This is a genomic window from Muricoccus vinaceus (assembly GCF_042433125.1).
Taxonomy (GTDB): domain Bacteria; phylum Pseudomonadota; class Alphaproteobacteria; order Acetobacterales; family Acetobacteraceae; genus Roseomonas; species Roseomonas vinacea.
In genome coordinates this window covers 1-24,795 of record NZ_JBHLVZ010000087.1, presented here as the reverse complement: position 1 = coordinate 24,795, position 24,795 = coordinate 1, and the positions used below count along the sequence as shown (strand labels likewise).

At 72.4% G+C, this 24,795-nt stretch carries 21 protein-coding genes and 2 pseudogenes; 12 read left to right on the top strand and 11 right to left on the bottom strand.

Annotated features, from left to right (window positions below):
- Positions 1–2: 2 nt before the first annotated feature.
- The 7 genes from ACFFIC_RS25980 to ACFFIC_RS25950 are packed head-to-tail and all read left to right on the top strand — an operon-like array spanning position 3 to position 9,166.
- Entirely contained in the window at positions 3–1,844 is a 1,842-nt protein-coding gene (locus ACFFIC_RS25980; RefSeq protein WP_377055896.1) for an ABC transporter permease, read from the top strand.
- A complete protein-coding gene (locus ACFFIC_RS25975) occupies positions 1,841–2,599 on the top strand; it encodes an ABC transporter ATP-binding protein (protein ID WP_377055894.1) in 759 nt (252 codons plus the stop codon). Before ACFFIC_RS25980 ends, ACFFIC_RS25975 begins: the two co-directional genes overlap by 4 nt.
- Positions 2,599–3,300: an ABC transporter ATP-binding protein gene (locus ACFFIC_RS25970; RefSeq protein WP_377055892.1), complete on the top strand. Its 702-nt coding sequence runs from the start codon at positions 2,599–2,601 to the stop codon at positions 3,298–3,300. Before ACFFIC_RS25975 ends, ACFFIC_RS25970 begins: the two co-directional genes overlap by 1 nt.
- Positions 3,300–3,776 (top strand): (2Fe-2S)-binding protein, encoded by a 477-nt coding sequence (locus ACFFIC_RS25965; protein WP_377055890.1) that lies wholly within the window; start codon positions 3,300–3,302, stop codon positions 3,774–3,776. The genes ACFFIC_RS25970 and ACFFIC_RS25965 overlap by 1 nt, the downstream gene beginning before the upstream one ends.
- Entirely contained in the window at positions 3,773–7,267 is a 3,495-nt protein-coding gene (locus tag ACFFIC_RS25960) for a molybdopterin cofactor-binding domain-containing protein (RefSeq protein WP_377055888.1), read from the top strand. The genes ACFFIC_RS25965 and ACFFIC_RS25960 overlap by 4 nt, the downstream gene beginning before the upstream one ends.
- 58 nt (positions 7,268–7,325) lie before the next feature.
- Entirely contained in the window at positions 7,326–8,489 is a 1,164-nt protein-coding gene (locus ACFFIC_RS25955) for an FAD-dependent monooxygenase (protein ID WP_377055886.1), read from the top strand.
- Positions 8,490–8,491: 2 nt separating this feature from the next.
- The gene (locus tag ACFFIC_RS25950) at positions 8,492–9,166 is read left to right on the top strand and encodes a TetR/AcrR family transcriptional regulator (RefSeq protein WP_377055884.1); all 675 of its coding nucleotides are present in this window, start codon (positions 8,492–8,494) and stop codon (positions 9,164–9,166) included.
- Here ACFFIC_RS25950 and ACFFIC_RS25945 read toward each other — a convergent pair whose 3' ends face one another.
- From ACFFIC_RS25945 to ACFFIC_RS25910, 8 genes are all read right to left on the bottom strand, one after another.
- Positions 9,167–10,189: an alpha/beta fold hydrolase gene (locus ACFFIC_RS25945; RefSeq protein WP_377055882.1), complete on the bottom strand. Its 1,023-nt coding sequence runs from the start codon at positions 10,187–10,189 to the stop codon at positions 9,167–9,169.
- Positions 10,190–10,239: 50 nt separating this feature from the next.
- The gene (locus ACFFIC_RS25940) at positions 10,240–11,226 is read right to left on the bottom strand and encodes a Bug family tripartite tricarboxylate transporter substrate binding protein (RefSeq protein WP_377055880.1); all 987 of its coding nucleotides are present in this window, start codon (positions 11,224–11,226) and stop codon (positions 10,240–10,242) included.
- Positions 11,227–11,314: 88 nt separating this feature from the next.
- Entirely contained in the window at positions 11,315–11,479 is a 165-nt protein-coding gene (locus ACFFIC_RS25935; protein WP_377055878.1) for a hypothetical protein, read from the bottom strand.
- Between the two features lie 57 nt (positions 11,480–11,536).
- Positions 11,537–12,574: a sulfate/molybdate ABC transporter ATP-binding protein gene (locus tag ACFFIC_RS25930; protein WP_377055946.1), complete on the bottom strand. Its 1,038-nt coding sequence runs from the start codon at positions 12,572–12,574 to the stop codon at positions 11,537–11,539.
- Positions 12,575–12,576: 2 nt separating this feature from the next.
- A complete protein-coding gene (cysW, locus tag ACFFIC_RS25925; protein ID WP_377055876.1) occupies positions 12,577–13,434 on the bottom strand; it encodes a sulfate ABC transporter permease subunit CysW in 858 nt (285 codons plus the stop codon).
- Entirely contained in the window at positions 13,431–14,282 is an 852-nt protein-coding gene (cysT, locus tag ACFFIC_RS25920; protein ID WP_377055874.1) for a sulfate ABC transporter permease subunit CysT, read from the bottom strand. Before cysT ends, cysW begins: the two co-directional genes overlap by 4 nt.
- Positions 14,279–15,286 carry a sulfate ABC transporter substrate-binding protein gene (locus ACFFIC_RS25915; RefSeq protein WP_377055872.1) on the bottom strand — a complete coding sequence of 336 codons (1,008 nt, stop codon included), beginning with the start codon at positions 15,284–15,286 and terminating at the stop codon, positions 14,279–14,281. The genes cysT and ACFFIC_RS25915 overlap by 4 nt, the downstream gene beginning before the upstream one ends.
- A gap of 139 nt (positions 15,287–15,425) precedes the next feature.
- On the bottom strand, positions 15,426–15,857 hold the full coding sequence (locus ACFFIC_RS25910) for a nucleoside deaminase (RefSeq protein WP_456306972.1): 432 nt from the start codon (positions 15,855–15,857) through the stop codon (positions 15,426–15,428).
- A gap of 83 nt (positions 15,858–15,940) precedes the next feature.
- Here ACFFIC_RS25910 and ACFFIC_RS25905 point away from each other — a divergent pair, with 83 nt between their 5' ends.
- The 3 genes and pseudogenes from ACFFIC_RS25905 to rsmD all read left to right on the top strand — a co-directional run bounded on the left by ACFFIC_RS25905 (position 15,941) and on the right by rsmD (position 18,145).
- Complete coding sequence (locus tag ACFFIC_RS25905) at positions 15,941–16,681, top strand: gamma-glutamyl-gamma-aminobutyrate hydrolase family protein (RefSeq protein WP_377055868.1); 741 nt, start codon at positions 15,941–15,943, stop codon at positions 16,679–16,681.
- Positions 16,678–17,406 (top strand): annotated as a pseudogene (locus ACFFIC_RS25900) (pseudouridine synthase); the annotation flags it as partial. The gene ACFFIC_RS25905 and the pseudogene ACFFIC_RS25900, both read left to right, overlap by 4 nt.
- 181 nt (positions 17,407–17,587) lie before the next feature.
- Positions 17,588–18,145: a 16S rRNA (guanine(966)-N(2))-methyltransferase RsmD gene (rsmD, locus tag ACFFIC_RS25895; RefSeq protein WP_377055864.1), complete on the top strand. Its 558-nt coding sequence runs from the start codon at positions 17,588–17,590 to the stop codon at positions 18,143–18,145.
- A 213-nt stretch (positions 18,146–18,358) separates the two neighbouring features.
- Here the strand turns inward: rsmD and ACFFIC_RS25890 are convergent, their stop codons facing one another.
- Positions 18,359–20,068 carry a response regulator gene (locus tag ACFFIC_RS25890; protein WP_377055862.1) on the bottom strand — a complete coding sequence of 570 codons (1,710 nt, stop codon included), beginning with the start codon at positions 20,066–20,068 and terminating at the stop codon, positions 18,359–18,361.
- Positions 20,050–20,616: a PDC sensor domain-containing protein gene (locus ACFFIC_RS25885; RefSeq protein ID WP_377055860.1), complete on the bottom strand. Its 567-nt coding sequence runs from the start codon at positions 20,614–20,616 to the stop codon at positions 20,050–20,052. The genes ACFFIC_RS25890 and ACFFIC_RS25885 overlap by 19 nt, the downstream gene beginning before the upstream one ends.
- 150 nt (positions 20,617–20,766) lie before the next feature.
- On the opposite strand from ACFFIC_RS25885, the gene ACFFIC_RS25880 reads away from it, so the two are divergent.
- Complete coding sequence (locus tag ACFFIC_RS25880; RefSeq protein WP_377055858.1) at positions 20,767–21,060, top strand: hypothetical protein; 294 nt, start codon at positions 20,767–20,769, stop codon at positions 21,058–21,060.
- Positions 21,061–21,155: 95 nt separating this feature from the next.
- On the opposite strand, the gene ACFFIC_RS25875 is transcribed toward ACFFIC_RS25880, so the two are convergent.
- Positions 21,156–22,070 (bottom strand): L,D-transpeptidase family protein, encoded by a 915-nt coding sequence (locus ACFFIC_RS25875; protein WP_377055856.1) that lies wholly within the window; start codon positions 22,068–22,070, stop codon positions 21,156–21,158.
- Positions 22,071–22,611: 541 nt separating this feature from the next.
- On the opposite strand from ACFFIC_RS25875, the pseudogene ACFFIC_RS25870 reads away from it, so the two are divergent.
- A pseudogene (locus ACFFIC_RS25870) lies at positions 22,612–24,795 on the top strand (hypothetical protein); the annotation flags it as partial.

Genomic DNA, 24,795 nt, shown 5'->3' with positions numbered 1-24,795 from the left:
CCATGGACAGCATCCTCCCGCAACTGCTGACCGGGCTCGCCACCGCCTCGTCGCTCTTCCTGGTTGCCTCCGGGCTGACGATCATCTTTGGCGTCACCCGGATCGTGAACTTCTCGCACGGCAGCCTGATGATGCTCGGCGCCTATATCGGCTGGAGCATCCTGACCCGCCTGCCGCGCGATCCCGAGTGGTTCGTCCTCGGCATTCTTCTCACCGCCCTGGCCACCGCCGCGATCGGCGTGGCTCTGGAGGTGGCGGTGCTGCGCCGGGTCTACCGCGCGCCGGAGCTGTTCCAGCTTCTCGCCACCTTCGGCGTGGTGCTGATCATCCAGGACGTCACGCTCTGGCTCTGGGGCGCGGTGGAACTGCCCCTGCCGCGGCCGCGCTGGCTGCGCGGCTTCGTGGAGATCGCGGGCAGCCGCTTCCCTCTCTACGACCTCATCCTGATCGCCATCGGGCCGGTGGTGCTCGGCCTGCTCTGGCTGGTGATGAACCGCACGCGCTGGGGCACGCTGGTGCGGGCCGCGACGCTGGACCGGGAAATGGTGGCGGCGCTGGGCGTGGACCAGCGGCTGCTCTTCACCTCCGTCTTCGCCCTCGGCGCGGGGCTGGCGGGGCTGGGCGGCGCGCTGTCGCTGCCCAATGCCTCGGCCAATCTGGGCATCGACCTGTCCGTGATCACCGACGCCTTCGTGGTGGTCGTCGTGGGAGGCCTCGGCAGCCTGCCCGGCGCCTTCGTGGCCAGCCTGCTGATCGGCATCCTCCAGGCCTTCGGGATCGTGCTGGTCCCCAAGATCACCCTCGTGCTCGTCTTCCTCGTCATGGCGGTGGTGCTGGTGTTCCGCCCCAACGGGCTGATGGGCCGCCCGCAATCCGAGGCGCGCGAGGCCAGCATCGCGGCTCCCGTGGTGCGCGTGGCGCCGCGCGCGCTGCGGCTTCTCGGCGCCGCCGCGCTGGCGCTGGCGCTGGTCGCGCCCTTTCTCGTCGGCGACTACTACCTAACGGTGCTGACCGACGCCTGCGTCGCCATCCTCTTCGCGACAAGCCTGCACTTCATGATGGGGCCGGGGGGCATGGCCAGCTTCGGCCACGCGGCCTGGTTCGGCATCGGCGCCTACGCGGCGGGGCTGTTGCTGCACTGGGCGGGCGCGCCCATGCCGCTCGGCCTGCTCGCGGCACCGCTCGCGGCGGGGATCGTCGCCGCGCTGTTCGGCTGGTTCGTGGTGCGGCTCTCGGGCGTCTACCTGTCCATGCTGACGCTCGCCTTCGCGCAGATCGTCTGGGCCGTGTCCTTCCAGTGGGTGGACGTGACCGGGGGCGACAACGGGCTGCTGGGCGTCTGGCCGCCGGACTGGGCGCGCAACCCGCGAAGCTTCTATTGGATCGCGCTGGTGCTCTCGGTCGGGGTGGCGCTGCTGCTGCGCCGCGCGCTCTACGCGCCCTATGGCTACGCGCTGCGGGCGGCGCGCGATTCCGCCACCCGCGCGCGCTCCATCGGGCTCGACGTTTCGCGCCTGCGGATCGTGGCGCTGGTGATCGCGGGCGCGGCCTGCGGGCTGGGCGGCGCGATCTTCGCCTATGGCAAGGGCGGCGTGTTCCCGACCTACATCTCCATCCCGCACTCGGTCGAGGCGCTTCTGATGGTGCTGCTCGGCGGTCTGCAGACCGTGGCGGGGCCGATCGTGGGCGCGCTGGTTTATACGGGTCTGGCCGATATCCTCGTGCGCTCCACCGACCTGTGGCGGCTGGTGCTGGGCGCGGTGATCGTGGTGCTCGTGGTCGCCTTCCCCGAGGGCATCGCGGGCGCCGCGCGCCGGATCTGGCTGCGGGGCCGCGAGGCGTGAGCGTTCTCGTGGTGCGTGGCCTGAGCAAGTCCTTCGGCGGCGTGCGGGCGGTGGACGACGTGTCCTTCGCCGTCGCGCCCGGGGAGATGCTGGCGCTGATCGGCCCGAACGGCGCGGGCAAGTCCACCTGCTTCAACATGGTGGGCGGGCAGCTGCCGCCGGATGCGGGCTCCGTGCTGCTGGATGGCGGGCCGATCACCGGCCTCGGCCCGCGCGCCATCGCGCTCAGGGGCGTCGGCCGCACCTTCCAGATCACGGCCACCTTCGGCTCCATGACGGTGCGCGAGAACGTGCAGATGGCCATTCTCTCCCACCGCGGGCAGGTCTGGCAGTTCTGGCGACCAGTGGCGGGGCGCTTCGCCACGGAAGCCGACGCGCTGCTCGACCAGGTGGGCCTGCTGGCGCAGGCGGATCGCGCCACGGGCGTGCTGGCCTATGGCGACCTCAAGCGGCTGGAACTGGCGATCGCGCTGGGCAACGCGCCGCGCCTGCTGCTGATGGACGAGCCGACCGCGGGCATGGCGCCCGCCGAGCGCGTGGGCCTCATGCACCTCACGCGGCGGCTGGCGACCGGGCGCGGCATCGCCGTGCTGTTCACCGAGCACGACATGGACGTGGTGTTCGACGTGTCGGACCGCATCCTGGTGCTGAACCGCGGCGCGCTGATCGCGGAGGGCGACGGCCCCGCCATCCGCGCCAACCCCGCCGTGCGGGAAATTTATCTCGGCACCGGCGCCACCAGTGGGGGGCATTGATGCTGTCCGTCACGGACCTCAACACGCATTACGGTCGCGCCCATATCCTGCAGGGCATGGCGCTGGAGATCGGCGCGGGCGAGGTGATGGTGCTGCTGGGCCGCAACGGCGCGGGCAAGAGCACCACCATGAAGTCCATCATCGGCCTGGTGCGGCCCAGCAGCGGGCGGGTCGTGTTCGATGGCCGCGACATCGCCGGGGAGGAACCGCACCGCATCGCGCGCTCCGGCCTCGGCTACGTGCCGGAGGACCGCCGTGTCTTCGCGGACCTCACCGTCATGGAGAACCTGGAGGTCGGCAAGCAGCCGCCCCGCAACGGCCAGCGGCCCTGGACGCCCGAGCGGCTGTTCGAGCTGTTCCCCAATCTCGGCCGCATGCGCGACCGTCCGGGCGGGCGGATGAGCGGCGGCGAGCAGCAGATGCTGACCATCGCCCGCACCCTGATGGGCAATCCTCGCCTCGTGCTGCTCGACGAGCCCAGCGAGGGGCTGGCCCCCGTGATCGTGGAGCAGATGGCCGCGGCCATCCTGGCCCTCAAAGGGGAGGGGCTGACGATCCTGCTGGCCGAGCAGAACCTGCACTTCGCCGGCGGCGTGGCCGACAGCGCAACGGTGGTGGAGAAGGGCCGCGTGGTCTGGTCCGGCACCATGGCGGCGCTGCGCGCGGACGAGGCCGCGCGCACGCAGTTCCTGGCCGTGTGATGGCCGCCCCCCGGGAGGTCGTGCTGGAGGTGAACGGGGTGCGCCACGCGCTGCACCTCGATCCCGCCGCGCCGCTGCTCATGGTGCTGCGCAACGACCTCGGGCTGAACGGGCCGAAATATGGATGCGGCCTGGGCGAGTGCGGCGCCTGCTCCGTGCTGCTGGACGGGCGCGCCGCGCGCGCCTGCGTGCTTCCCGTCTCGCGCGCCGAGGGGCGGCACGTCACCACGCTGGAAGGGCTGGGCAGCATCGCCGCGCCGCACCCCGTTCAGGCCGCCTTCATCGCCGAACAGGGCGCGCAATGCGGCTACTGCCTGAATGGCATGATCATCGCGACCGTGGCGCTGCTGGACCGCAACCCCCGCCCCGCGGAGGCCGAGATCCGCCAGGCCCTGGCCCACAACCTTTGCCGCTGCGGCACCCACCTGGAGATCCTGGCCTCCGTCCGGCGCGCGGTGGCGGAGCGCGCCGCGTGACCCCCCGCGCCGCACGGGACGTGTCCCGCCAGGAGGTGCTGCGCCAGGACGGCGTGCTGGCCATCACCCGCAGGCGCCCGCCGGTGCCCGGCACGGAGCCGGGGGCGAACGCGCCGGACGAGGAGGACGTCTTCGTCGCCGTTTTCGACGACGGCAGCGTGGCCGCCTTCAACGGCCATGTGGACCTCGGCACGGGGATCCGCACGGCGCTGGCGCAGATCGTCGCGGAGGAGCTGGACGTCCGCTTCGACGCCGTGACGGTGGTTCTGGGCGACACCGGGCGCGCGCCCGACCAGGGCCCCACCATCGCCAGCGAGACCATCCAGATCGCCGCCCTGCCGCTGCGCCAGGCGGCGGCGGAGGCGCGGCGGGCGCTGCTGGCCCTGGCCGCCGCCCGGCTGGGGAGCGATGCCCTCTCCGTCACCGATGGCGTGGTGTTCGGCCCAGGCGGGGAGGCGCTTTCCTTCGGGGATCTCCTGCGCGGGCGCCGCGAAGCCCTGCCGCTGAGCGGCGCCGCGCCGCTGAAGCCGGTGGGCGGGTACCGCGTGGTCGGCCGGCCCGTGCCGCGGGTGGACATCCCCGCCAAGGCCACGGGCGGCCTCACCTTCGTGCACGACATGCGCGTGCCCGGCATGCTGCACGGGCGCGTGGTGCGGCCACCCTATGCCGGGCTGGACGGCGGCGCCTTCATCGGCCGCAGCCTGCTCTCGGTGGACCGCGATTCCGTGTCCCACATCCCCGGCCTGGTGGATGTGGTGGTGATCGGCGACTTCGTGGGCGTGGTGGCGGAGCGCGAGGAGGAAGCCGCCCGCGCGGCGCGCGACCTGCGCGTGGCGTGGAAAAGCTTTTCCGCCCCCGCCGGGCTGGAGGACGTGGACCGGGCGCTGCGGCTGAACCCCTCCACCCGCCGCGTGCTGGCCGACACCGGCGACGTGGAGGCCGCCCTGGCCGGTGCCGCGACGCGGATGCCGCGCACCTATTCCTGGCCCTTTCAGATGCACGCCTCCATCGGCCCGTCCTGCGCGGTGGCGGAATGCGCGGAAGGGCGGCTGCGCCTGTGGTCGGGCACGCAGAACCCGCACATGCTGCGCGCCGACCTCGCCCGGCTGATGGCCCTGCCGGAGGCGCGCATCGAGGTGACGCGCATGGAGGCCGCCGGCTGCTACGGCCGCAACTGCGCCGACGATGTCTCCGGCGACGCCGCCCTGCTGTCCCGCGCCGTGGGCCGCCCCGTGCGCGTGCAGCTCACGCGCGAGCAGGAGCACCTGTGGGAGCCCAAGGGCGCGGCCCAGCTGATCGACATCGACGGCGGGCTGGATGCGGCCGGCAACGTCGCCGCCTACGACTTCGTGTCGCGCTATCCCTCCAACGACGCGCCCCTGCTGGCCCTGCTGCTCACCGGCGCGGTGCCGCCCGAGCCCGCCGTTCTGCAGATGGGCGACCGCACGGCCATCCCGCCCTATGCCTATCCCGCGCTGCGCGTCGCGGTGGAGGACATGCCGCCCATCGTGCGCGCCTCCTGGATGCGGGGCGTCTCGGCGCTGCCGAGCACCTTCGCGCACGAATCCTTCATCGACGAATGCGCGGCCGAGGCCGGCGCCGATCCCGTGGAATACCGCCTGCGCTTCCTGAAGGAGGAGCGCGCGGCGGCGCTGGTGCGCGCTGTGGCGGAGCGCGCGGGATGGGAAACCCGCACGGGGCCGCGCATGAGGGGGGAGGGCGACATCCTGCGCGGGCAGGGCTTCGCCTACGCCCTTTACGTCCACAGCAAGTTCCCGGGCTTCGGCGCCGCCTGGGCGGCCTGGGTGGCGGAGGTGGAGGTGAACCGCCGCACCGGCGAGGTGGTGGCGACGCGCATCGTCGCAGGCCACGACGCCGGGCTGATGATCAACCCCGACGGCGTGCGCCACCAGATCCACGGCAACGTCATCCAGGCCACCAGCCGCGCCCTGAAGGAGCGCGTGCCCTTCGAGGATGGGATCGTCGCCGCCCGCGAATGGGGCGGCTACCCCATCCTCGACTTCCGCGAGGTCCCGGCGGTCGAGGTGATGATGATGCCGCGCCAGGAGGAGCCGCCGCTGGGTGCCGGCGAATCCGCCTCCGTGCCCGGCGCCGCCGCCATCGCCAACGCCATCTTCGATGCCACCGGCGTGCGCTTCCGCAGCGCCCCCTTCACGCCCGAAGTGATCCTGGCGGGGTTGCGGCCCGCGGAGCGCGCGCAGGCGAAGCGCGGGCGGCGCCGCTGGTTCGCGGGCTTCGGCGGGTTGCTGGGCGGGCTGCTCGTGGCAGCCGGGGCTGCGGCCGGCTGGGCCTCCGCCATCGCGCCCGCGCGGCTGCCGGGGGCGGACGTGTTCTCGGCGGCGCAGATCGAACGCGGGCGGCTGCTGGCGGCCGCCGGAAACTGCGCCGTGTGCCACACGGCCGCCGATGGCGCCGTGAACGCGGGCGGACGCCCGATCGAGACGCCCTTCGGCACCGTCTGGTCCACCAACATCACCCCGGACGGCGAGACCGGCATCGGCACCTGGTCCTTCGCCGCCTTTGAGCGCGCCATGCGCCAGGGCATCGCCCGCGACGGGCGGCACCTCTACCCGGCCTTCCCCTACACCGCCTTCGCGGGAATGACGGATGAGGACCTGCTGGCGCTCTACGCCCACCTGATGGCCCAGGCGCCCCTGCGCGCGGTGGTGCCGGAAACGCAGCTGGCCTTTCCCTTCAACCTCCGCCCGCTTCTGGCGGGCTGGAACCTGCTGTTCCATCGCCCCGGCGCCATCGAGGCCGACCCGGCCCGCACGGCCGAGTGGAACCGCGGCAACTACCTGGTGAACGCGCTCGGCCATTGCGGCGCCTGCCACACGCCGCGCAACGCGCTGGGCGCCGAGCGCCGGGGCGCCGCCCTGGCGGGGGCCGTCGCGGGCGGCTGGGAGGCGCCGGCCCTGAACGGCCTGTCCCGCGCGCCGCTGCCCTGGAGCGAGGCGGATTTCTTCGACTACCTCCGCACCGGCCATTCCGCGCGCCACGGCGTGGCGGCGGGCTCCATGGCGCCGGTGGTGGCGCAGCTCCAGGCCCTGCCGGACGCCGATATCCGGGCCATGGCGCATTACCTGGCCGCGCTGAACCCGGCACCGGCGGAGGCCGCGCCCGCCGTCGCGGCGCCCCTGCCGGCGGCCGGCGGCGAAGGCGCGCGCCTGTTCCAGGGCGCCTGCGCCGCCTGCCACGGCGGCGGCGCGCAGGAGGGACCGGAGGTGGTGCTGGCGCTGAACAGCAACATCCACTCGGACCGCCCGGACAACCTCCTGCGCGTGATCCTGGAGGGCATCCACCCGCCGCTGCCCGGCCATGGCGAGATGCCGGGCTTCGCCGGAAGCCTGACGGACCGGCAGGTGGAGCTGCTGGCAAACCATCTCCGCGCCGCCTTCGCCCCGGGCCGGCCGGCCTGGGAAGGGTTGTCCGGCCACATCGCCCGGCTGAGGCGGGCCGTGCCATGGTGATTGCGCTTCCCTCTAACTGAACGTGTAGTTAAATTCTTCCATCCTCGGAGACCGGACCATGGGCCAGCCCCGCACCGCCCCCCGCATCGCGATCGTCGGAGCCGGGCTCGGCGGGATCGCCGCCGCCCTGCTGCTGCGGCAGGAGGGCTTCGACGCCACCCTCTACGAGCAGGCGCCCGGCTTCTCGCGGCTCGGCGCCGGCATCCATGTCGGGCCCAACGTGATGAAGATCCTGCGCCGCATCGGGCTGGAGCCGGCGATGGAGGCGATGGGCTCTCACCCGGACTACTGGCACAGCCGCAACGGAAGCGACGGCGCCGTGATCGCGGAAATCCCGCTGGGCGAATATGCCCGCCGGACCTATGGCGCCGCCTATCTCACCGTCCATCGCGGCGACTTCCACCAGCTCATGGTCGATGCCGTGCCCGCCGGCTCGCTTTGCTACGACAAGCGCCTGACGCGCATCGAGGATCTCGGCCACGACGTGGTGCTGGGTTTCGCCGACGGCACCACGGCCGAGGCCGACATCGTGATCGGCGCGGACGGCGTGAACTCCGTCATCCGCGAGCACATGCTGGGCACCGAGGCGCCGCGCTACACCGGCTGGGTGGCGCACCGTGCCGTTTTCCCAGCCTCGGCGCTCGCCCGCTCCGGCCACCGCTTCGACCCCTGCGTGAAGTGGTGGTCCGAGGACCGGCACATGATGGTCTATTACGTGACGGAGGCGCAGGACGAGTACTACTACGTCACCGGCGTGCCCCAGGCCGAGTGGGACATGAGCAAGGCCTGGGTGCAGAGCAGCCAGGAGGAGATGCGCGAGGCCTTCGCCGGCTATCACCCGATGGTGCAGGCCCTGATCGACGCCTGCTCCGACATCACCAAGTGGCCCTTGCTGGAGCGCGACCCGCTGCCGCTCTGGAGCCGCGGGCGGCTGGTGATGCTGGGCGACGCCTGCCACCCCATGAAGCCGCACATGGCCCAGGGCGCGGCCATGGCGATCGAGGACGCCGCCATGCTCGCGCGCTGCCTCAAGGCCGTTGGCGCGGGGGACCACGAGACCGCCTTCGCCCTCTACCGCGCCAACCGGATCGAGCGGGCTTCGCGCGTGCAGAAGGTCTCCCACGACAACACCTGGCTGCGCGACAACGAGGACCCTTCCTGGGTCTTCGGCTACGACGTGTTCAGCGCGCCGCTGGTCGAGCCCTCCCGCGCGGCCGCCTGAGCATGGCGGAGGCCGCCCCGGCCCGCCGCCGCATCGGCCGCCGTCCTGCTACGGACGGTGTTTCGACGCAGGAGCGCATCCTGGAGGTGGCCGGGCAGGTCTTCGCCGACCACGGCTTCGTCGCGGCGTCCCTGCGCGAGATCGCGGAGGGCGCCGATGTCACGCAGGCGCTGATCATCTACTACTTCGGCAGCAAGCAGCGCCTGTTCGAGACCCTGTTCAAGCGCCGCGGCCTGGAGGTGTCCCGCCAGCGGCAGGAACTGCTGGACGCCCTGCTGGCCCGCGCCGACCCGCCCACCGCGCGGGAGCTGGTTTCGGCCTATCTGCGCCCGCAATTCGCCCTGCGCGGCGCCGATCCGGGCAGCCGGGCCTTCGTGCGCATGCAGGCGCGCCTGCACCACGAGCCCGACGCGCTGGCGCTGCGCCTGCGCGGGGAGGTCTACGACCACGCCACGCGCAACTACATCGCGGCGCTGGAGCGGGCCGTGCCGGGGCTGAACACGGCCAACGCGCACTGGCGCATGATGTTCGCGGTGGGCACCTACCTCTACATGCTCTCGGGCTTCGACCGCCTCGCGGAGCTCTCGGACGGCCGCTTCAACACCGAGGACACGGAGGAGGTGGTGCGGCGCCTCACCGACTTCCTGGTGGCCGGAATCACGGCGCCCGGGGGCTGATCACCCCAGCCATTCCGCCACGCAGCGGCGCAGGAAGGCGGCGTCCTCCGCGTTGTCGGCGGGATTGCCGGCGCGATGGCCCCAGATGCTGGGAATGGGGCGCAGCGCCGCCTGACGCAGGTGCGGCAGTTCCGCCTCGTTGTCGGCCACGCGGAAGTAGAGGTCCGTGTCGCCGGGCACCAGCAGCATCCGCGCGGTGATGGCACCGAGCGCGGCCGGCAGGTCGCCGCCAAAGGCCGGGTTGTCGCTGATGTCGCCCGCGTTCCAGCAGCGCATCTGCGCCAGAAGGTTGGCCGCCATCTTGTTGTCGTAGCGGCGCTCCCAGGTCCGCAGGTAGCTTTCGAGGTCGGGGGTGGCGGGGGAAAGGTGCAGCCCCGCGCGATAGAAATCCTGGCTCATCGCCCAGGCCGCGTAGTTGCGCCCGAAGGCGCGCAGCGCGGCCGCGGGCTGGGCCGAGAACCGCCCGTCGCCCCGGTATTCCGGCGCCGCCTCCAGGATCGCCATCTGCGCCCGCAGGAAGACCTGGTTGTGCACGGCCGTCCGTGCGCTGCCGCAGACAATGAAGGCGGCCTCCACCGCATCGGGGAACAGCGCGGCCCAGTGATAGGCCTGCTGCGCCCCCATGGACCACCCATACACCGCGCGCAGCCGCTCGATCCCGAAGACCTCCCGCAGCAGGCGGCGCTGGGCCTGGACGTTGTCGTAGGCCGTGACCAGGGCGGGGTAGTCCGGCATGTCGGCGGGCGAGGAGGACACGCCGTTGCCGAACATATCCACCTGCACCACGAACCAGCGCCGGGGATCCAGCACTCCCCCGGGCCCGACCAGCCACTCCACCTCCGCCGTCGTCGCGCCGTAGCTGGTGGGATAGAGGATCACGTTGTCCCGCGCGGGGGAGAGCGTGCCGTGCGTGCGCCAGGCGAGCGTTGCGCCCCGGATGGCACCACCCTTCAGCACCGCGAGGTCGCCGAGGGCGTGGCGCCCGCTTTCCCTGGATACGTTCTCCCTGGGCCAGTCGGTCATGCGGTGCTCTCCTGCGGCGGTGGGGCCGCAGGAAGCCGCAGGACGCGCCCTCAGTCCAGCTTCAGCCCGATCCGCTTCACGATGTTGGTGTAGAGCGCGAACTCGCGGTCCAGGAAGGCCCGGGTGGAGGCGGGGGTGCTGTCCGGCACCGGGGTGGTGCCCGTGCTTTCCAGCCGCTCCTTCACGCGGGGCTCGGCCAGCGCCGCGTTGGCCGCCTTGCTCAGCGCCTCCGCCACGTCGTCCGGCAGGCCCTTGGGGCCGACCATGACGGTCCAGGTGGTCAGCTCGTACTCGGGCAGCACGGCCTCGGCCACGGTGGGCACCTCGGGGAAGTTCGGGTCGCGCTGGCGGGTGGTGACGGCCAGCAGCCGCAGCGCCCCGTCGCGCACCTGCCCGACCACGGAGCCGAGCTGGTCCACGGCGTAGAGGGTCTCCCCCTTGATCAGGGATTCCGCGGTCTGCGAGCCGCCGCGATAGGGCACGTGCTGCGCGCTGGTGCCCGCGAGGTTCGCCAGGTAGTCCGCCCCCAGGTGCGACACGCCGCCCACGCCCGAGCTGGCATAGCCGATCCGCCCGGGCTCGGCCCGCAGCCGTGCCACGAGCTGCTGCACCGTGGTGATTCCCGCGTTCACCGGCACCACCACGCCCATCGGGCTGGTGCCCACGACCGTGATCGGCGTGAAGTCCTGCGTCGGGTGGTAGCGGGCCGCGGCGGCGCCCGAGGCCGGCGCGACGGCGAGGGTGGAGGCCGATCCCACCAGCAGCGTGTAGCCGTCCGGCCGGGCGCGGCGCACGTATTCCGCGCCGATCGCGCTGCCACCGCCCGGGCGGTTCTCCACCAGCGCCCGTCCCTCGGGCGCCAGCAGCGGGCCGATGCGGTCGGCCAGCAGCCGCCCGGCGAGGTCGTTGGCACCGCCGGGGGCGAAGGGCACCACCACCGTGATGGGGCGGTCGGGGAAGGCGGCCAGGGCCGGGCGGGCGAGAACCAGGCCGGCCGCGGCGGTGGCGCCTGCGCCGAGGCGGCGTCGGGTGATCATGGGCATTCCTCCGGTGCGGCCTCGTTCAGCAGGCCTGTCGCCCGGCACTCTGCCCGTTGCGGCCCGCCGCGTCACGGGCCGGGGCGGGTCAGGCGTCGCCCACCGTGACCGTCACCTCGCCCGTGCCCTCGCAGGTCGGGCACGGCTTGCCCTGGACGGCGCCGGTGCCGCCGCAGGCCGGGCAGGTGTTGGGCGCGGTCTGCGGGGCATCCGCGCTTGTCTCGTCGCCGGGGCGGGGGGGCTGGTCGGACATGCTCATCCTCCTTGAACCCGGGCTGAACGCCTGCCCCGGCGTGGCCGTTGCCAGGCCTCAGCCCGCACGGGTGCGCGTGCCGTCGGCCGCGAAGACATGGGCACCCCGCAGCGACAGCAGGCAGGGATCGCCCTTGGCGAAGGACGCTCCCGGGGCCGCCACGGCGTCCAGCACGGCGGGGCCCGCCTGCACCACCAGCCGCGCGGGCCCCTCCACCTCCTCGCGCATCAGGCGCACGCGGGCCTCCCCCGCGCCGCGCCCGGCGACCATCTCGCCGGGCCGGGCGAAGGCGGTGGCGGGCCCGTCGGGCAGGGCGGCCGCGATGGGCGCGATGGGCAGGGGATCGAAGCGCGCGACGCCGCCCCGCACGGCGCAGGGCAGCCGCGCGGCATCGCCCACGAAGCCCGCCACGAAGGCGGTGGCGGGGGCGCGCAGCAGGGCCGCCGCGCTGTCCACCTGCACCACGCGCCCGCGCTCCATCACGGCCACGCGGTCGGCCATCTCCATGGCCTCCTCCTGGTCGTGCGTCACGAGGATGCTGGTGACGCCCAGCTCGTCATGCAGCCCGCGCAGCCAGCGCCGCACCTCCTTGCGCACCAGCGCGTCCAGCGCGCCGAAGGGCTCGTCCAGCAGCAGAAGACGCGGCTCGATCGCCAGCGCCCGGGCCAGCGCCACGCGCTGGCGCTGCCCGCCCGAGATCTGCTCGGGGAAGCGCCGCTCCAGCTCCGGCACCTGCACCAGCTCCAGCAGGCGGCGCACGCGCTGCGCGATCTCGGCGGCGGGCGGGCGCTGGCGCCGCACGCGCAGGCCGAAGGCCACGTTGTCGAACACCGTCATGTGCCGGAACAGGGCGTAGTGCTGGAACACGACGCCGATGCCGCGCGCCCGCGCCGGCACGCCCGCCATGTCGCGCCCGGCGATGCGGACGCTGCCGGAATCCACCCCTTCCAGCCCCGCCAGGGCGCGCAGAAGCGTCGTCTTGCCCGAGCCCGAGGGGCCGAGCAGCGCCACGAACTCCCCCTCCGCGACCGAGAGCGTGGCACCGTTCAGCGCGGCGAGCCCCCCGAACCGGCGCACCACGTCGCGCACCTCCACGGTCAAGCGGCGCCCCCCGCATGCGGTTCCACCACGCGCCCGGCCATCCGCTCCAGCACGGTCTTGGCCGCCAGCGTCACCAGCCCCAGCAGCGCCAGCAGGGCGGCCACCGCGAAGGCGCCGGCGAACTGGTACTCGTTGTAGAGGATCTCGACATGCAGCGGCACCGTGTTGGTTTCCCCGCGAATATGGCCCGACACCACCGACACCGCCCCGAATTCCCCCATCGCCCGCGCGTTGCAGAGAAGCACGCCCGCCAGCAGTGCCCAGCGCACGTTGGGCAGCGTCACCATCAGGAAGGTGCGCAGGCCCCCGGCCCCCAGCGTGGCCGCCGCCTCCTCCTCCTCCCGCCCCTGCTCCGCCATCAGCGGCAGCACGGTGCGGGCCACGAAGGGAAAGGTGACGAACAGCGTGGCCAGCACCAGCCCGGGCACGGCGAAGATCACCTGGATGTCGCGCGCCTCCAGCCAGGGGCCGAACCAGCCGCGCGCGCCGAACATCAGCACGAAGGCCAGCCCCGCGATCACGGGGGACACGGAGAAGGGCAGGTCGATCAGCGCCGTCAGCAGCCGCTTTCCCGGGAAGTCGAACTTGGCGATGCACCAGGCCGCCGCCAGCCCGCCGACGAGGTTCACCGGCACGGTGATCGCCGCCACCAGCAGCGTCAGCCAGATGGCCGAAACCGTGTCGGGCTCGGACAGCGCCTCCAGCGCCGCGGGCACCCCGCGCCGCAGCGCTTCCGCGAACACCGCGGCCAAAGGCAGGGCAAGGAGCAGGATGCCCACCAGGATCGCCGCCCCCGCCAGCAGCCGCCTTGCCCAGGGCGCGTCCTCCGCGGCCGGGCGGAAGCCGCCCCTCATTGCCGCCCCCGGCGCAGCCGGCGCTGCAGCAGCTCGATCCCGAGCAGCACGGCGAAGGACAGCACCAGCATCGCCAGCCCCACGGCCGCGGCGCCGGCATAGTCGAACTGCTCCAGGCGGATCACGATCAGCAGGGGCGCGATCTCCGTCAGCCCGGGCAGGTTGCCCGCAATGAAGATGACGCTGCCATATTCCCCGACCGCCCGCGCGAAGGCGAGGGCGAAGCCCGTCAGCAGGGCCGGCAGCAGCCCCGGCAGCACCACGCGCAGCACCGTCTGCGCGCGCGTGGCGCCCAGCGTCGCCGCCGCTTCCTCGGCCTCCGCCGCCATGTCGCGCAGAACGGGCTCCACCGTGCGGACGATGAAGGGCAGGCCCACGAAAACCAGCGCCAGCACCACGCCCGCGCGGGTGAAGGCGATCTTCCATCCGAACAGGGCCTCCACCGGCGCGCCGATCCAGCCGTTCGGCGCCGTCACGGCGGTGAGCGCGATGCCGGCCACCGCGGTCGGCAGGGCGAAGGGCAGGTCCAGCGCCGCGTCCAGCACGCCGCGCCCGGGAAAGCGCAGCCGCACCACCGCCCAGGCCAGCAGCAGGCCCAGCGGCAGGTTGATGAGCGCCGCCAGCAGCGCCGCCCCGAAGGACAGCCCCAGCGCCGCCGCCACCCGCTCCTCCGACAGCGAGGCCAGCAGCCCCGCCGGGCCCAGTTCCAGCGGCCGCAGCGCCAGCGCGGCCAGCGGGATCAGCACGATCGTCCCCAGCCAGAGCAGGGTGACGCCGAGCGTCGCGCGGAAGCCCGGCACCGCCTGCGCGGGGGAGGCGCGGCCCGCCGGCAGGATGGATGCGCTCACCGCGCCGCCCGCGAGATTCGGTCGAAGATCCCGCCATCGGCGAAATGCGCCGGCTGCGCCCTGGCCCAGCCGCCGAAGGCGTCGTCCACCGTCACCAGCGCCATGTCGGGGAAGCGGGCGGCGTTGGCCGCCAGCACGGCGGCATCGCGCGGGCGATAGAAGTGCTTCGCCGCCAGCGCCTGCCCCTCGGGCGCATAGAGGCCCTGGAGATAGGCCTCGGCCACCGCGCGGGTGCCGCGCCGGTCCACGATCCGGTCCACCACCGCGACGGACGGTTCGGCCAGGATCGTGAGGGAGGGATAGACGATGTCGAACTTCTCCGCGCCGAACTCCTGGATCGCGAGATGCGCCTCGTTCTCCCAGGCCAGCAGCACGTCGCCCAGGCCGCGCTGGGCGAAGGTGGTGGTGGAGCCGCGCGCGCCGGTGTCCAGCACGGGCACGTTGCGGAACAGGCGCGCCATCGCCTCCTCGGCCGAGCCGTCGCTGCCGCCGGGTTGCCGCCGCGCCCAGGCCCAGGCCGCCAGGTAGTTCCAGCGCGCCCCGCCGGAGGTCTTGGGGTTGGGGGTGATCACCGCGACCCCCGGCCGCAGCAGGTCTCCCCAGTCGCGCAGCCCCTTCGGGTTCCCCTTGCGCACCAGGAACACGATGGTGCTGGTGTAGGGTGCGCTGTTGTGGGGCAGCCGGCCCATCCAGCCGGTGTCCAGCAGGCCGCGCTGGGCCACCTCGTCGATGTCGTAGGACAGGGCCAGGGTGAGCACGTCCGCCTGCAGCCCGTCGATCACCGAACGCGCCTGGCGCCCCGAGCCGCCATGGGAGGTGTTGACCCGCAACGCCTGCCCGCCTTTCGCGCCCCACTGCGCGGCGAACAGGGTGTTGTACGCGCGGTAGAACTCGCGCGTCGGGTCGTAGGAGACGTTGAGCAGGGTGAGCGTGCCCTGGGCCTGGGCCAGGAAGGGCACCGGCAGTGCGGCGGCGGCGAGCAGAAGGCGTCGTCGGCGTGGCATGGGCGGGTCTCCTGTCGGATCAGGGCAAGGGGCGGCCAGGATGAGGCTAGCCGCCATTCGCCGCCGGGCGCGCTCACATCCTGCGAAGGTCGAGGCACGGAATCGTCTTCCGGTTGCACCGGCGGCCTGGCTCTCCGGCTCAGCGACGCTCCGCGAAGAAGGCGCGCAGAAGCCCGCCCGACTCGGTTTCCCGGACGCCCCCCACCACCTCCGGCACATGGTGGCAGGAGGAGGCCGAGAGCACCCGCGCCCCATGCTCCACCCCGCCCCCCTTGGGGTCGTAGGCCCCGAACACCACCCGCCGCACCCGGAACAGGGAGGAGGCCTGGGCGCACATGGGGCAGGGCTCCAGCGTCACCCAGAGGGTGCAGCCCGCCAGCCACTTCTCCCCCAGCACCGCCGCCGCGCCGCGGAGCGCCAGTATCTCGGCGTGCGCGGAGGGGTCGCGGCGGGCCTCCACCTCGTTCCCGGCCCGGGCCAGCGCCCGCCCTGCGGGGTCCGTCACCACCGCGCCCACCGGCACCTCGCCCCGCGCCGCGGCGGCCCGCGCCTCGTCGAGCGCCAGCGCCATGGGCGTGCCATCCGTCATGCGAGCCTCCGCAACGCAACACGGGCGCTTGTGGAAGCGCCCGTCCAGGCTCTACCAACCCCCTCATGACCGCACGACCCCTGATCGGCCTCACCCTCGATGCGGAAGAGCCGGGCAGCTATTCCAAGCTGCCCTGGTACGCGCTGCGCCAGAACTACTTCGGCGCCGTGACGGCGGCGGGCGGCCTGCCCATCGCCCTTCCGCACCACCCCGCCCTGGCCGACGACTACCTGGACCGGCTGGACGGCCTGCTGGTCACCGGCGGCGCCTTCGACGTGGACCCGGCGATGTATGGCGGCGGCCCCCGCCACGACACCGTGGTGCTGAAGGAAGGCCGCACCGCCTTCGAGATCGCGGTGCTGCGCGGCGCGCTCCGGCGGAACATCCCGGTGCTCGGCATCTGCGGGGGGGAACAGCTTCTGGCGGTCGCGCTCGGCGGAACCCTCATCCAGCACATCCCGGACACGGTGCCCGACGCCCTGGCCCACGAGCAACCCAACCCCCGCACCGAACCCGGGCACGAGGTGGCGCTGACCCCGGGCACCCTGCTGTCGCGCATCGTCGGCGCCCCCGCCATGGCCGTGAACTCCGCCCACCACCAGGCGGTGGACCGGCCGGGGGAGGGCGCCGTCGTGAACGCCCGCGCCCCGGACGGCGTGGTGGAGGGGCTGGAGCACCCGGGCTACCGCTTCTGCCTGGGCGTGCAGTGGCACCCCGAATACGCGGTGGACCCCCGCGACCAGGCGATCCTGGACGCCTTCGTGGAGGCCGCCCGCCACACCAGCCAGGAACGGGTTGCCACATGAGCGAGGACACCCCCCCGGCGGAGCGCGGCGAGCGCATCGCCAAGTTCCTGGCCCGGGCCGGCGTCGCCAGCCGCCGCGACGCGGAGGCGCTGATCGGCCAGGGCGTCGTCACCCTCAACGGCGCGAAGGTCGAAAGCCCCGCCACCTTCGTCTCGCCGGGGGACGCCATCACGGTGAGCGGCCGCCTGGTGGGCGCGCCCGAGCCCACGCGGCTGTTCCGCTACCACAAGCCCGACGGCCTCGTGACGACCCACAAGGACCCCCAGGGCCGCCCCACGGTGTTCGAGAAGCTGCCGGCCGGCCTGCCCCGCCTGGTGTCCATCGGCCGGCTGGACCTGACCAGCGAGGGGCTGCTGCTGCTGACCAACGACGGCGCCCTGGCGCGCAAGCTGGAACTGCCCTCCAACGGCTGGCTCAGGCGCTACCGCGTGCGCGTGCATGGCAAGGTGAACGAGGCCGGGCTGGCCTGGCTGGCCCGCGGCGTCACGGTGGGCGACGTGAAGTACGGTCCCATCCAGGCCGGGCTGGACAGCCGCCAGGGCACCAATGCCTGGCTGACCGTGTCCCTCCAGGAGGGCAAGAACCGCGAGATCCGCCGGGTCATGGAGCACCTGGAGCTGCATGTGACGCGGCTGATCCGCGTGGCCTACGGCCCCTTCCAACTCGGCACCCTGCCGGCGGGCGCGGTGGAGGAGGTCAATGCCCGCACCATGCGCGACCAGCTCGGCATCGGCGCCGCGCCCCGCATCCAGCGCGGCATCGAGCGCACGGCGCCGCCGCCCGACGAAGGCGCGCCCCCTTCCCGTGGCGATCGCCCGGCCCGCGCCCCGCGTGCCCGCCGCGCCGGCGACCCGCACCGCACCCCCTGGGGCGCCAAGCCCCATACCGAGGGGTGACGGGGCGCACATGAGAATCGTCGCGGGCCGCTGGCGGGGCCGCACGCTGCTGTCCCCACCGGGCGAGGGCACCCGCCCGACGGCCGACCGCGTGCGCCAGGCCCTGTTCGATGCCCTGTGGCACGCGCCCTGGGCGGGCCGTGCGATGGTGGAGGGCGCGCTGGTTCTGGACGCCTTCGCGGGCACCGGGGCGCTGGGGCTGGAGGCCCTGTCCCGCGGCGCCGCCCGGGCGGTCTTCATGGAGCGTGACCGCGCCGCGCTGGCCGTGCTGCGCGCCAATGTCGCCTCCCTGAAGGCCGAGGAATGGACCAAGGTGCTGGCCTGCGACGCGCTGCGCCCCCCGCGGGCCGAGGTCCCTTGTGGCCTGGTGTTCCTGGACCCGCCCTATGGCAAGGAACTGGGCCCGCCCGCGCTGGCGGCGCTGCGTTCGGCGGGATGGATCGCCCCCGCGGCCCTGGCCTGCCTGGAAGTGGGGCGGGAAGAGGCGATGCCGGTGCCGGAAAACTGGGAGATGGTGGCGGAGCGCCAGCACGGCGCGGCCCGCATCGTGGTGCTGCGCGCCGCCTGAGCGGCCCGCAGGATCAGGTCCCGGCGGCCGGCCACGGAGCGCCCGGACAAAAAAAGAAGGCGGCACCCGAGGGTGCCGCCGAGTTTAGGGAGGAAACGTCCAAGAAAACAGCAACCCGGCATGGCCGAGCGGCTGCAAGGGGAGAATGGCCCTTCTTCCCATCCGGCGCAAGCGAAAATATTGCAACGCAACATAACTGGGTTGATGCCGGCGCTACGAACGGGCCGCGAGCGCTTCCTCGGTCCCAACCGGCCCAGGCCGCAGCAGCGCTTCCATTCGCGCGGCGAGGTCGGCCATGCGGAAGGGCTTGGCCAGCACGTCACTCGCCGGCTCGTCCACCAGGGACGCCATGTCGGCATAACCGGTGAGAAACAGCACCGGCAGGCCCGGCCGGCGCAGGCGCAGGCGCCAGCACAGCTCCAGGCCGTTCATGCCGGGCATGGCGTAGTCGAGCACGGCCATCCGCACCTCCTCCCCGGGTGCCAGGCCTTCGCCTGCCGCTCCCTCGTTCGCCATCCCCGCCCTTGCCAGCACCCTGAGGGCGGCGGCGCCGCTTTCGGCCTCGATCACCCGATAGCCCATCTCCCGCAGCATCTGCGCGGTCACGGCCCGGACCGCCTCATCGTCGTCCACCACCAGAACGGTGGCCTGCCCCTGGGGCGAACCGGCCTCGTGCTCCGTGTTCGGCGGTGCCACCGGGGCGGCCTCGCTGGCACGGGGCAGGAAGACCCGGACCTCCGTGCCCTCGCCGGGGCGGCTCCGGATCAGCACGCCGCCGCCGGATTGGTGGGCGAAGCCGTGCACCTGGGAAAGGCCGAGCCCCGATCCCCGGCCCGGCCCCTTGGTGGTGAAGAAGGGTTCGAAGGCGCGCGCGACCACGCCCGGCGCCATGCCCGTGCCGGTGTCGGTCACCGAGAGCACCACGTAGTCCCCGGCCGGCGGCCCCGCGGGAAGGATGGGCGCCTCGAGCGAAAGATTGGCCGTGCCGATCACCACCGTGCCGCCCGCGGGCATGGCGTCTCGCGCGTTGATCACGAGGTTGACCAGCGCCAGCTCAAGCTGCGCGGGATCGACGCGTGCCGGCCAGAGCGATGCCGCGAGCGCGGTATCGAGGCGGATCATGCCCCCCATGGTGGTGGCCATCACGGCGCCCAGCCTGGTCACCACCGCGTTCAGGTCCACCGGTTGCGGCACCAGCCGCTGCTGCCGGGCGAAGGCCAGCAACTGCCCCGTGAGCTTCGCGCCGCGCTCCGCCGCGGCCTGGATGTTGATGACGTGGCGCCGCCGCCGCGCCTCGTCCATGCCCGCGCGGGACAGGAAGTGGAGGTTGCCGGTGATCACCGTCAGCAGGTTGTTCACGTCATGCGCGATGCCGGAGGTGAGCTGGCCCACGGCCTCCAGCCGCTGGGTGCGCCGCAGGTCCTCCTCGGCCGCCTCGCGCCGCGCCATTTCCGTGCGCGCCTGCTCGAGCGCCTCCTCCTCCCGCAGGGCACGCCGCGCGGCGGTGAGGGTGAGCAGGAACAGGGCCAGCGTGGTCGGCACCACGACCAGCAGATAAGGGGCCATCTCCCGCCGCCAGTCCGCCAGGATCGCCTGGGTCGACCGGGCGGCGACAACGAGGACGGGCACGCCGGGGACGCGGCTATAGGCGAAGATCCGCTCGGGATGGCCGCTTTCCACCACGGAGCGGCTGACAAAGGTGCCCGCGCCGGGCGCGCGCTCCAGGGCGGAGAGAAAAGCGCTGCCGGGCGGAACCAGCGGTGCCGGGGCCGCCAGCGGCGGGTTCCGGACCAGGATCTCCCCGTCCTCGCGGACCAGGGCGATGACCTTGCCCGCGCCGTCCTCCGCGCCGCCCTTCAGCGTTTCGTAGAAGGCGGTGAAATAACCCGGCGTCACCGCGACGTTCACCACGCCGTGGAACACGGGGGCGGTCGCCGCGGGATCGCCCGCCTGGGGCCCTCGCGCCGGCGGCCCAGGCCGAAGAAGGCCCGGCCGGTCAGGCGCTCGGCCAGGATGTGGCTGACATGGATGGGCGCCTCGCCCTGGCGGAGGGCCTTGAAGTAGTCGCGGTCGCTGAGGTCCAGGCCGGGCGGCACCGGCAACCGGGTGGCGCTGGCCACGGCCCGGCCCGCCGCGTTGGTGACGATCGCCGTCTGCACCTGGGGCAGCCCGGCCATGGCACCCCGTATGGCCGCGTGCAGGGCGGGTTCCGCGCGGGCGACGGCTTCATCGTCCAGGCCGGCGAAGAGGTGGCTGATCCGGTCGGCGATGAGCCGGTGCGTGTCGAATACCTTGGAGGCGTGCTCGCGCGCGACCTCGCTCGTGCGGATCAGGTCGCGTTCCGCTTCGGCGAAGGTCCGCCCGTGGGACCACCAGGCCACGGCCGCGAAGAGCAGCCCCGGCACCACGAGGGAGAGGGGGAGCAGAAGCCGCAAGCTGGCCGAGGCCGTGCCGTTCTTTCCTGTATGCACCGCCAGAAACATCCTGATCCGACACCGCATCATAAGAATAAAGTTTCGGAAGCGAAAGGCTTTCGGGCGGGGGAATGGTTCCGCTCCCCGGACGGTTGATCCTGCCCGATGGCCCAGGCTAGCGTTCCCGCAGGCCGGGGGGAAAGCATGATGTCGGACGAAGCCGCTGCCAGGCTTGATCACCCGGCATCCGGGGATGTCGGCACACGGCTGCTCGTTCTGGAAATGACCATCGCGGCCGTCGCGGCGCGGCTACCGCCCGCGGACTTCGAGGAGGTCGTTTCGATGCTGGTCTTTGTTGCGAACAGCTCCGATGCCGCACGCGAGATGGAGAACCTCCCCGGAAGCGGGGTCCCGCTGGCCGAGGCGGGGCGCTATGCCACGGCCATGCTCGACCGCATCGCGGCCTCCCGCCGCGCGGAGCGCCCGCCCGAGCGAAGCTGACGCGTCCGCAAGCAGGAGCTGCCAGCCAGGCGTGAAGGCCGCGGCCGGCGGCTGGTCCTAGCGCGGCCGGTATCTCCGCCGGGGCCGGTCCTCGCTTAAAGCGGGTTGTCCTCCTGCGGCGGCGGGCGGGCGGCGTCCTCGGCCTCCGCGGGGCTCTGGGGCGCCGGGCGAGGCACCCGGCGGAAGGCCGCGCGGCGGCTTCCGGCCGCATCGAGGCCGTAGGGATCGGCGTGAGCGACGACCCGTCCGGCGGCATTCGGCCAGGCCGTGAAATAGCCCAGCACCACCTGCACCTCCTGCGGGGGCGGCAGTTCCAGCGTGCGGCCGGTGGCCAGCATGGCCTGCATCGCCGCCGGCGTGCTTCCGGCCACCCAGGCCGCCAGGTCGCGGACGCGCTCCACCCGCACGCATCCGTGGGAGAGCGCGCGGTCCGGCCGGGCGAAGAGGGCAGGGGCGCTGGTGCCGTGCAGGAAGATGCCGTCCGAATCCAGCAGCCCGATCCGCACGGCACCGAGCGGGTTGGCGGGGCCCGGCGGCTGGATCAGGCGTCCGTTGACCACGCGGAAGCCGACCGCGCCGGCCGCACGGATTTCCGGTTCGATGCTGGCAGGCACGTACCAGGGCGGGTTGGTGCGGACCGAGGTGACGAAGGTCGCAAGCTGCGGCGTGCGCGTGCGCGCCGCCCCCACCACGATGCGGGACCGCAGCACCTCCCGCCCTTCCTCATAGGCGACGAGTTCCGCCGCCGCGATGTTAACGACCACCACGCGCCCCCCACCCGGGCCAGAGCCGTGATCGAGGCCGAGGTTGTCCATGCGTTCGAGGGTCCGCTCCGCCGCCAGGCGCAGTCGCGTGGCCGAGGTGTTCGAGCTGTCCCGTGCCCGCTGAAGCAGGCCACGGATCTCGGCGCCGGTGGCGGGCAGGCCCTGCGCGAGGGCTGGCTTGGCGAAAGGAGCGGGCGAAAGGGCGGCAAGAATGTGGGCCGCGAGGGAGCGTCGGGTTTGATGCATGGGAGACCGGGTTGGTGCGCGAACAACGTAGCAGGAAAACGTGGTTGGCGACGGTTCCAGCAGGCCACTGAGCGCCGATGTGCGCTGCGTGGTCACACCCAGATCGACGCGATATCAGGATAATCGACAAGTACGGAACGAAATTACTTTGCAAGAGTGCGAGGCGCCCGGGCGAGCCGCTCAACTCCCCGCACGGCAAGACTGCAAATCCTTGACAGTTATAAAAACAAAACGATCAAGCCTGACCCAAAAGAGCCATGTGCGCTCATCACCGGACGTTTTTCTCAAATCCCATAGATCGGTAAAGGAATGAGCGGGTTGCAGCCCCTTCGATCGGTGTGCTCAAGCCGATTGCAGGCGCGTGGCCCCTCTCCAGGGATCATGCTGCCGTCGACATGAAAGTCACAGTACATCACGAATTTACGAATGCACGACTTTGATGCACAAAAGCTGACTTCACTTTTTTGTGTTCACACGATTATGTGAAGTCACGGCTGCCTGAGAGGTGGCTGGCCTCCATCGGCCAACGAAAGGCTCAGCTATGTCCCGGGTTGTCCTCCCCACCTTCGCATCCACCGGCGCCAACGACATCGTCGCGCTGAAGCTGCAGAACGCCGGCGCTGCCACCCTGCAAGGTGGCGTCACCACCTTCGGCCAGGTTTTCGAGAAGGGGGACCTGCCAAAAGGCGGCGGGCTGGTCGCTCAGATCAACGGTCAGACCGTCGCGGTTCAGGTCGACGTCAAGACCACCTATGCGGACGGCTCCGCCAAGATGGTGGTGCTCTCGCTGGAACGGCCGGACATGGCGGCCGGCACCGCGCTGGACGTGGTGCTCTCCCACGGGACGGCCTCCGCGGCCTCCGCGATCGACCTGGCCCAGGCCGCCGGCGGCCACTCCTTCACGGTCAGCATGACGCCCGCGGGCGGCGCAACGACCACCATCGACGTGCTGGCCGCCCTCAAGACCGCGCTGGCCAACGGCACCGCCTCCTTCTGGCAGAAGGGCGAGTTCGCGACGGAAGCACGGATCAGCATCGACCTGCCGGGCTCGCAGCGGATGATCTTCGACGTCACCGCCTACAAGGGCGGCGGGCTTTCCGTGGATGCCCAGTTCAACAACGACGACGCCATGCAGGCCACCGGCGGCCGGGTGAACTATACTCTTACGGCACAGCTCGACGGCAAGACGGTCGCCAACGAAACCGTCAACCAGGCCCAGTACCAGAACTGGCACGAGACCTTCACCACCGGCACCAGCGGCGGACAGGGCCTGGGCAGCGAGAAGGCCGGCTGGCTCAACATCCAGCACGACACCAGCTACCTCCAGGCCACCGGCGCCGTCGCGCCCTATAACCTGGCGATCGGTGTGGACAGCTCGCTGCTCAACGGCTTCGACGCGGCCAACGACGCCGCCTCCTGGAGCGCCCCGCTGGCCGCCAACGGCGTCACCCAGTACATGCCGGCCACCGGCGGCCGCGGCGACATCGGCATCACCACCCAAAGCAACACCGCCTGGCTGATGACCCAGGACGCGAACGCGGCCGCCTATGCGCTGGGCCAGGCCGATGCCGCCAACGCCATCCCCATCCACTTCTGGGACGCGGCGAACGGCACCTGGCTGAACACCGACAACTACCCCAAGCTCTGGCTCGACGGGCGCGGCGGCGTGGGCACGCCGGGCGCCTCCAACTCGGGCACGCTGGTGCAGGGCATCGCCGGCAACACCGGCTGGACCTTCGACACGGCTCACCAGCCCGACCTGTCCTACGTCCCCTACCTGATGACGGGGGAGCGCTGGATCCTGGACAACGTCTTTGCCCAGGCCTCGGCGACCATCATGAACGAGTGGCCGGCCCAGCGCCTGAACGCCGCCGACATGCTCGCGAACGGCGCGCAGGTCCGCTCGGCCGCCTGGGGCCTGCGCCAGGTGGACGAGGCCGCCTGGGCCGCGCCCGAGGGCAGCGCCGAGAAGGCGTATTTCCAGGCCGCATCCAACGGCAACTGGAAGTGGCTCGTCTCCAAGATCCCGGAATGGACGGCCAAGCAGGGCGAGGCCCATGGCTGGGTTCCCGGCGACTACGGCGTGAAGGGCGCGATGCCCGAGTGGCAGCAGGACTACTTCGCCTCCACCGCCGCCGCCGCGGCGCGGGCGGGCAACGCCGATGCGCTCACCTTCCTGAAATGGGAGATGAACTTCCTGGTCGGCCGCTTCACGCACGAGAGCAGCGGCTTCAAGATGCATGACGGCGTGGCCTACCTGATCGCGATCAGCGACCAGAGCACGGGCGCCATCTACAAGACCTGGGCCGAGATCGGCGCGCAGACCATCGCGCGCGGCTATTCCAACGGGAATGGCTGGGCCAAGGTGGACGGCAACTACGCCCAGGTGGCGCTGGCAAGCCTGTCCGCCATCTACGAGCTGACGGGCAGCCAGGACGCGCTGTCCGCCTACAAGGCGCTGGTAGCGGCCAAGCCGCCCTTCGTCGACGAGGCCACCTTCTCCAGGGATCCCACCTACTCCCTCGCCGTTCCCGACAGCGCCAACACGCCGCCGATCAGCAACACCCCGACCGCGCCGGTGGTGACCGCACCCACTCCGCCCACGCCCACGCCCACTCCGCCCAAGCCCACTCCGCCCACCACCACCCCGCCCACCACCACGACGACGATCGGCAACGGCAGCGACGCGCTGGTGCTGAAGATCAGCGAGGACGCCTACAACGGC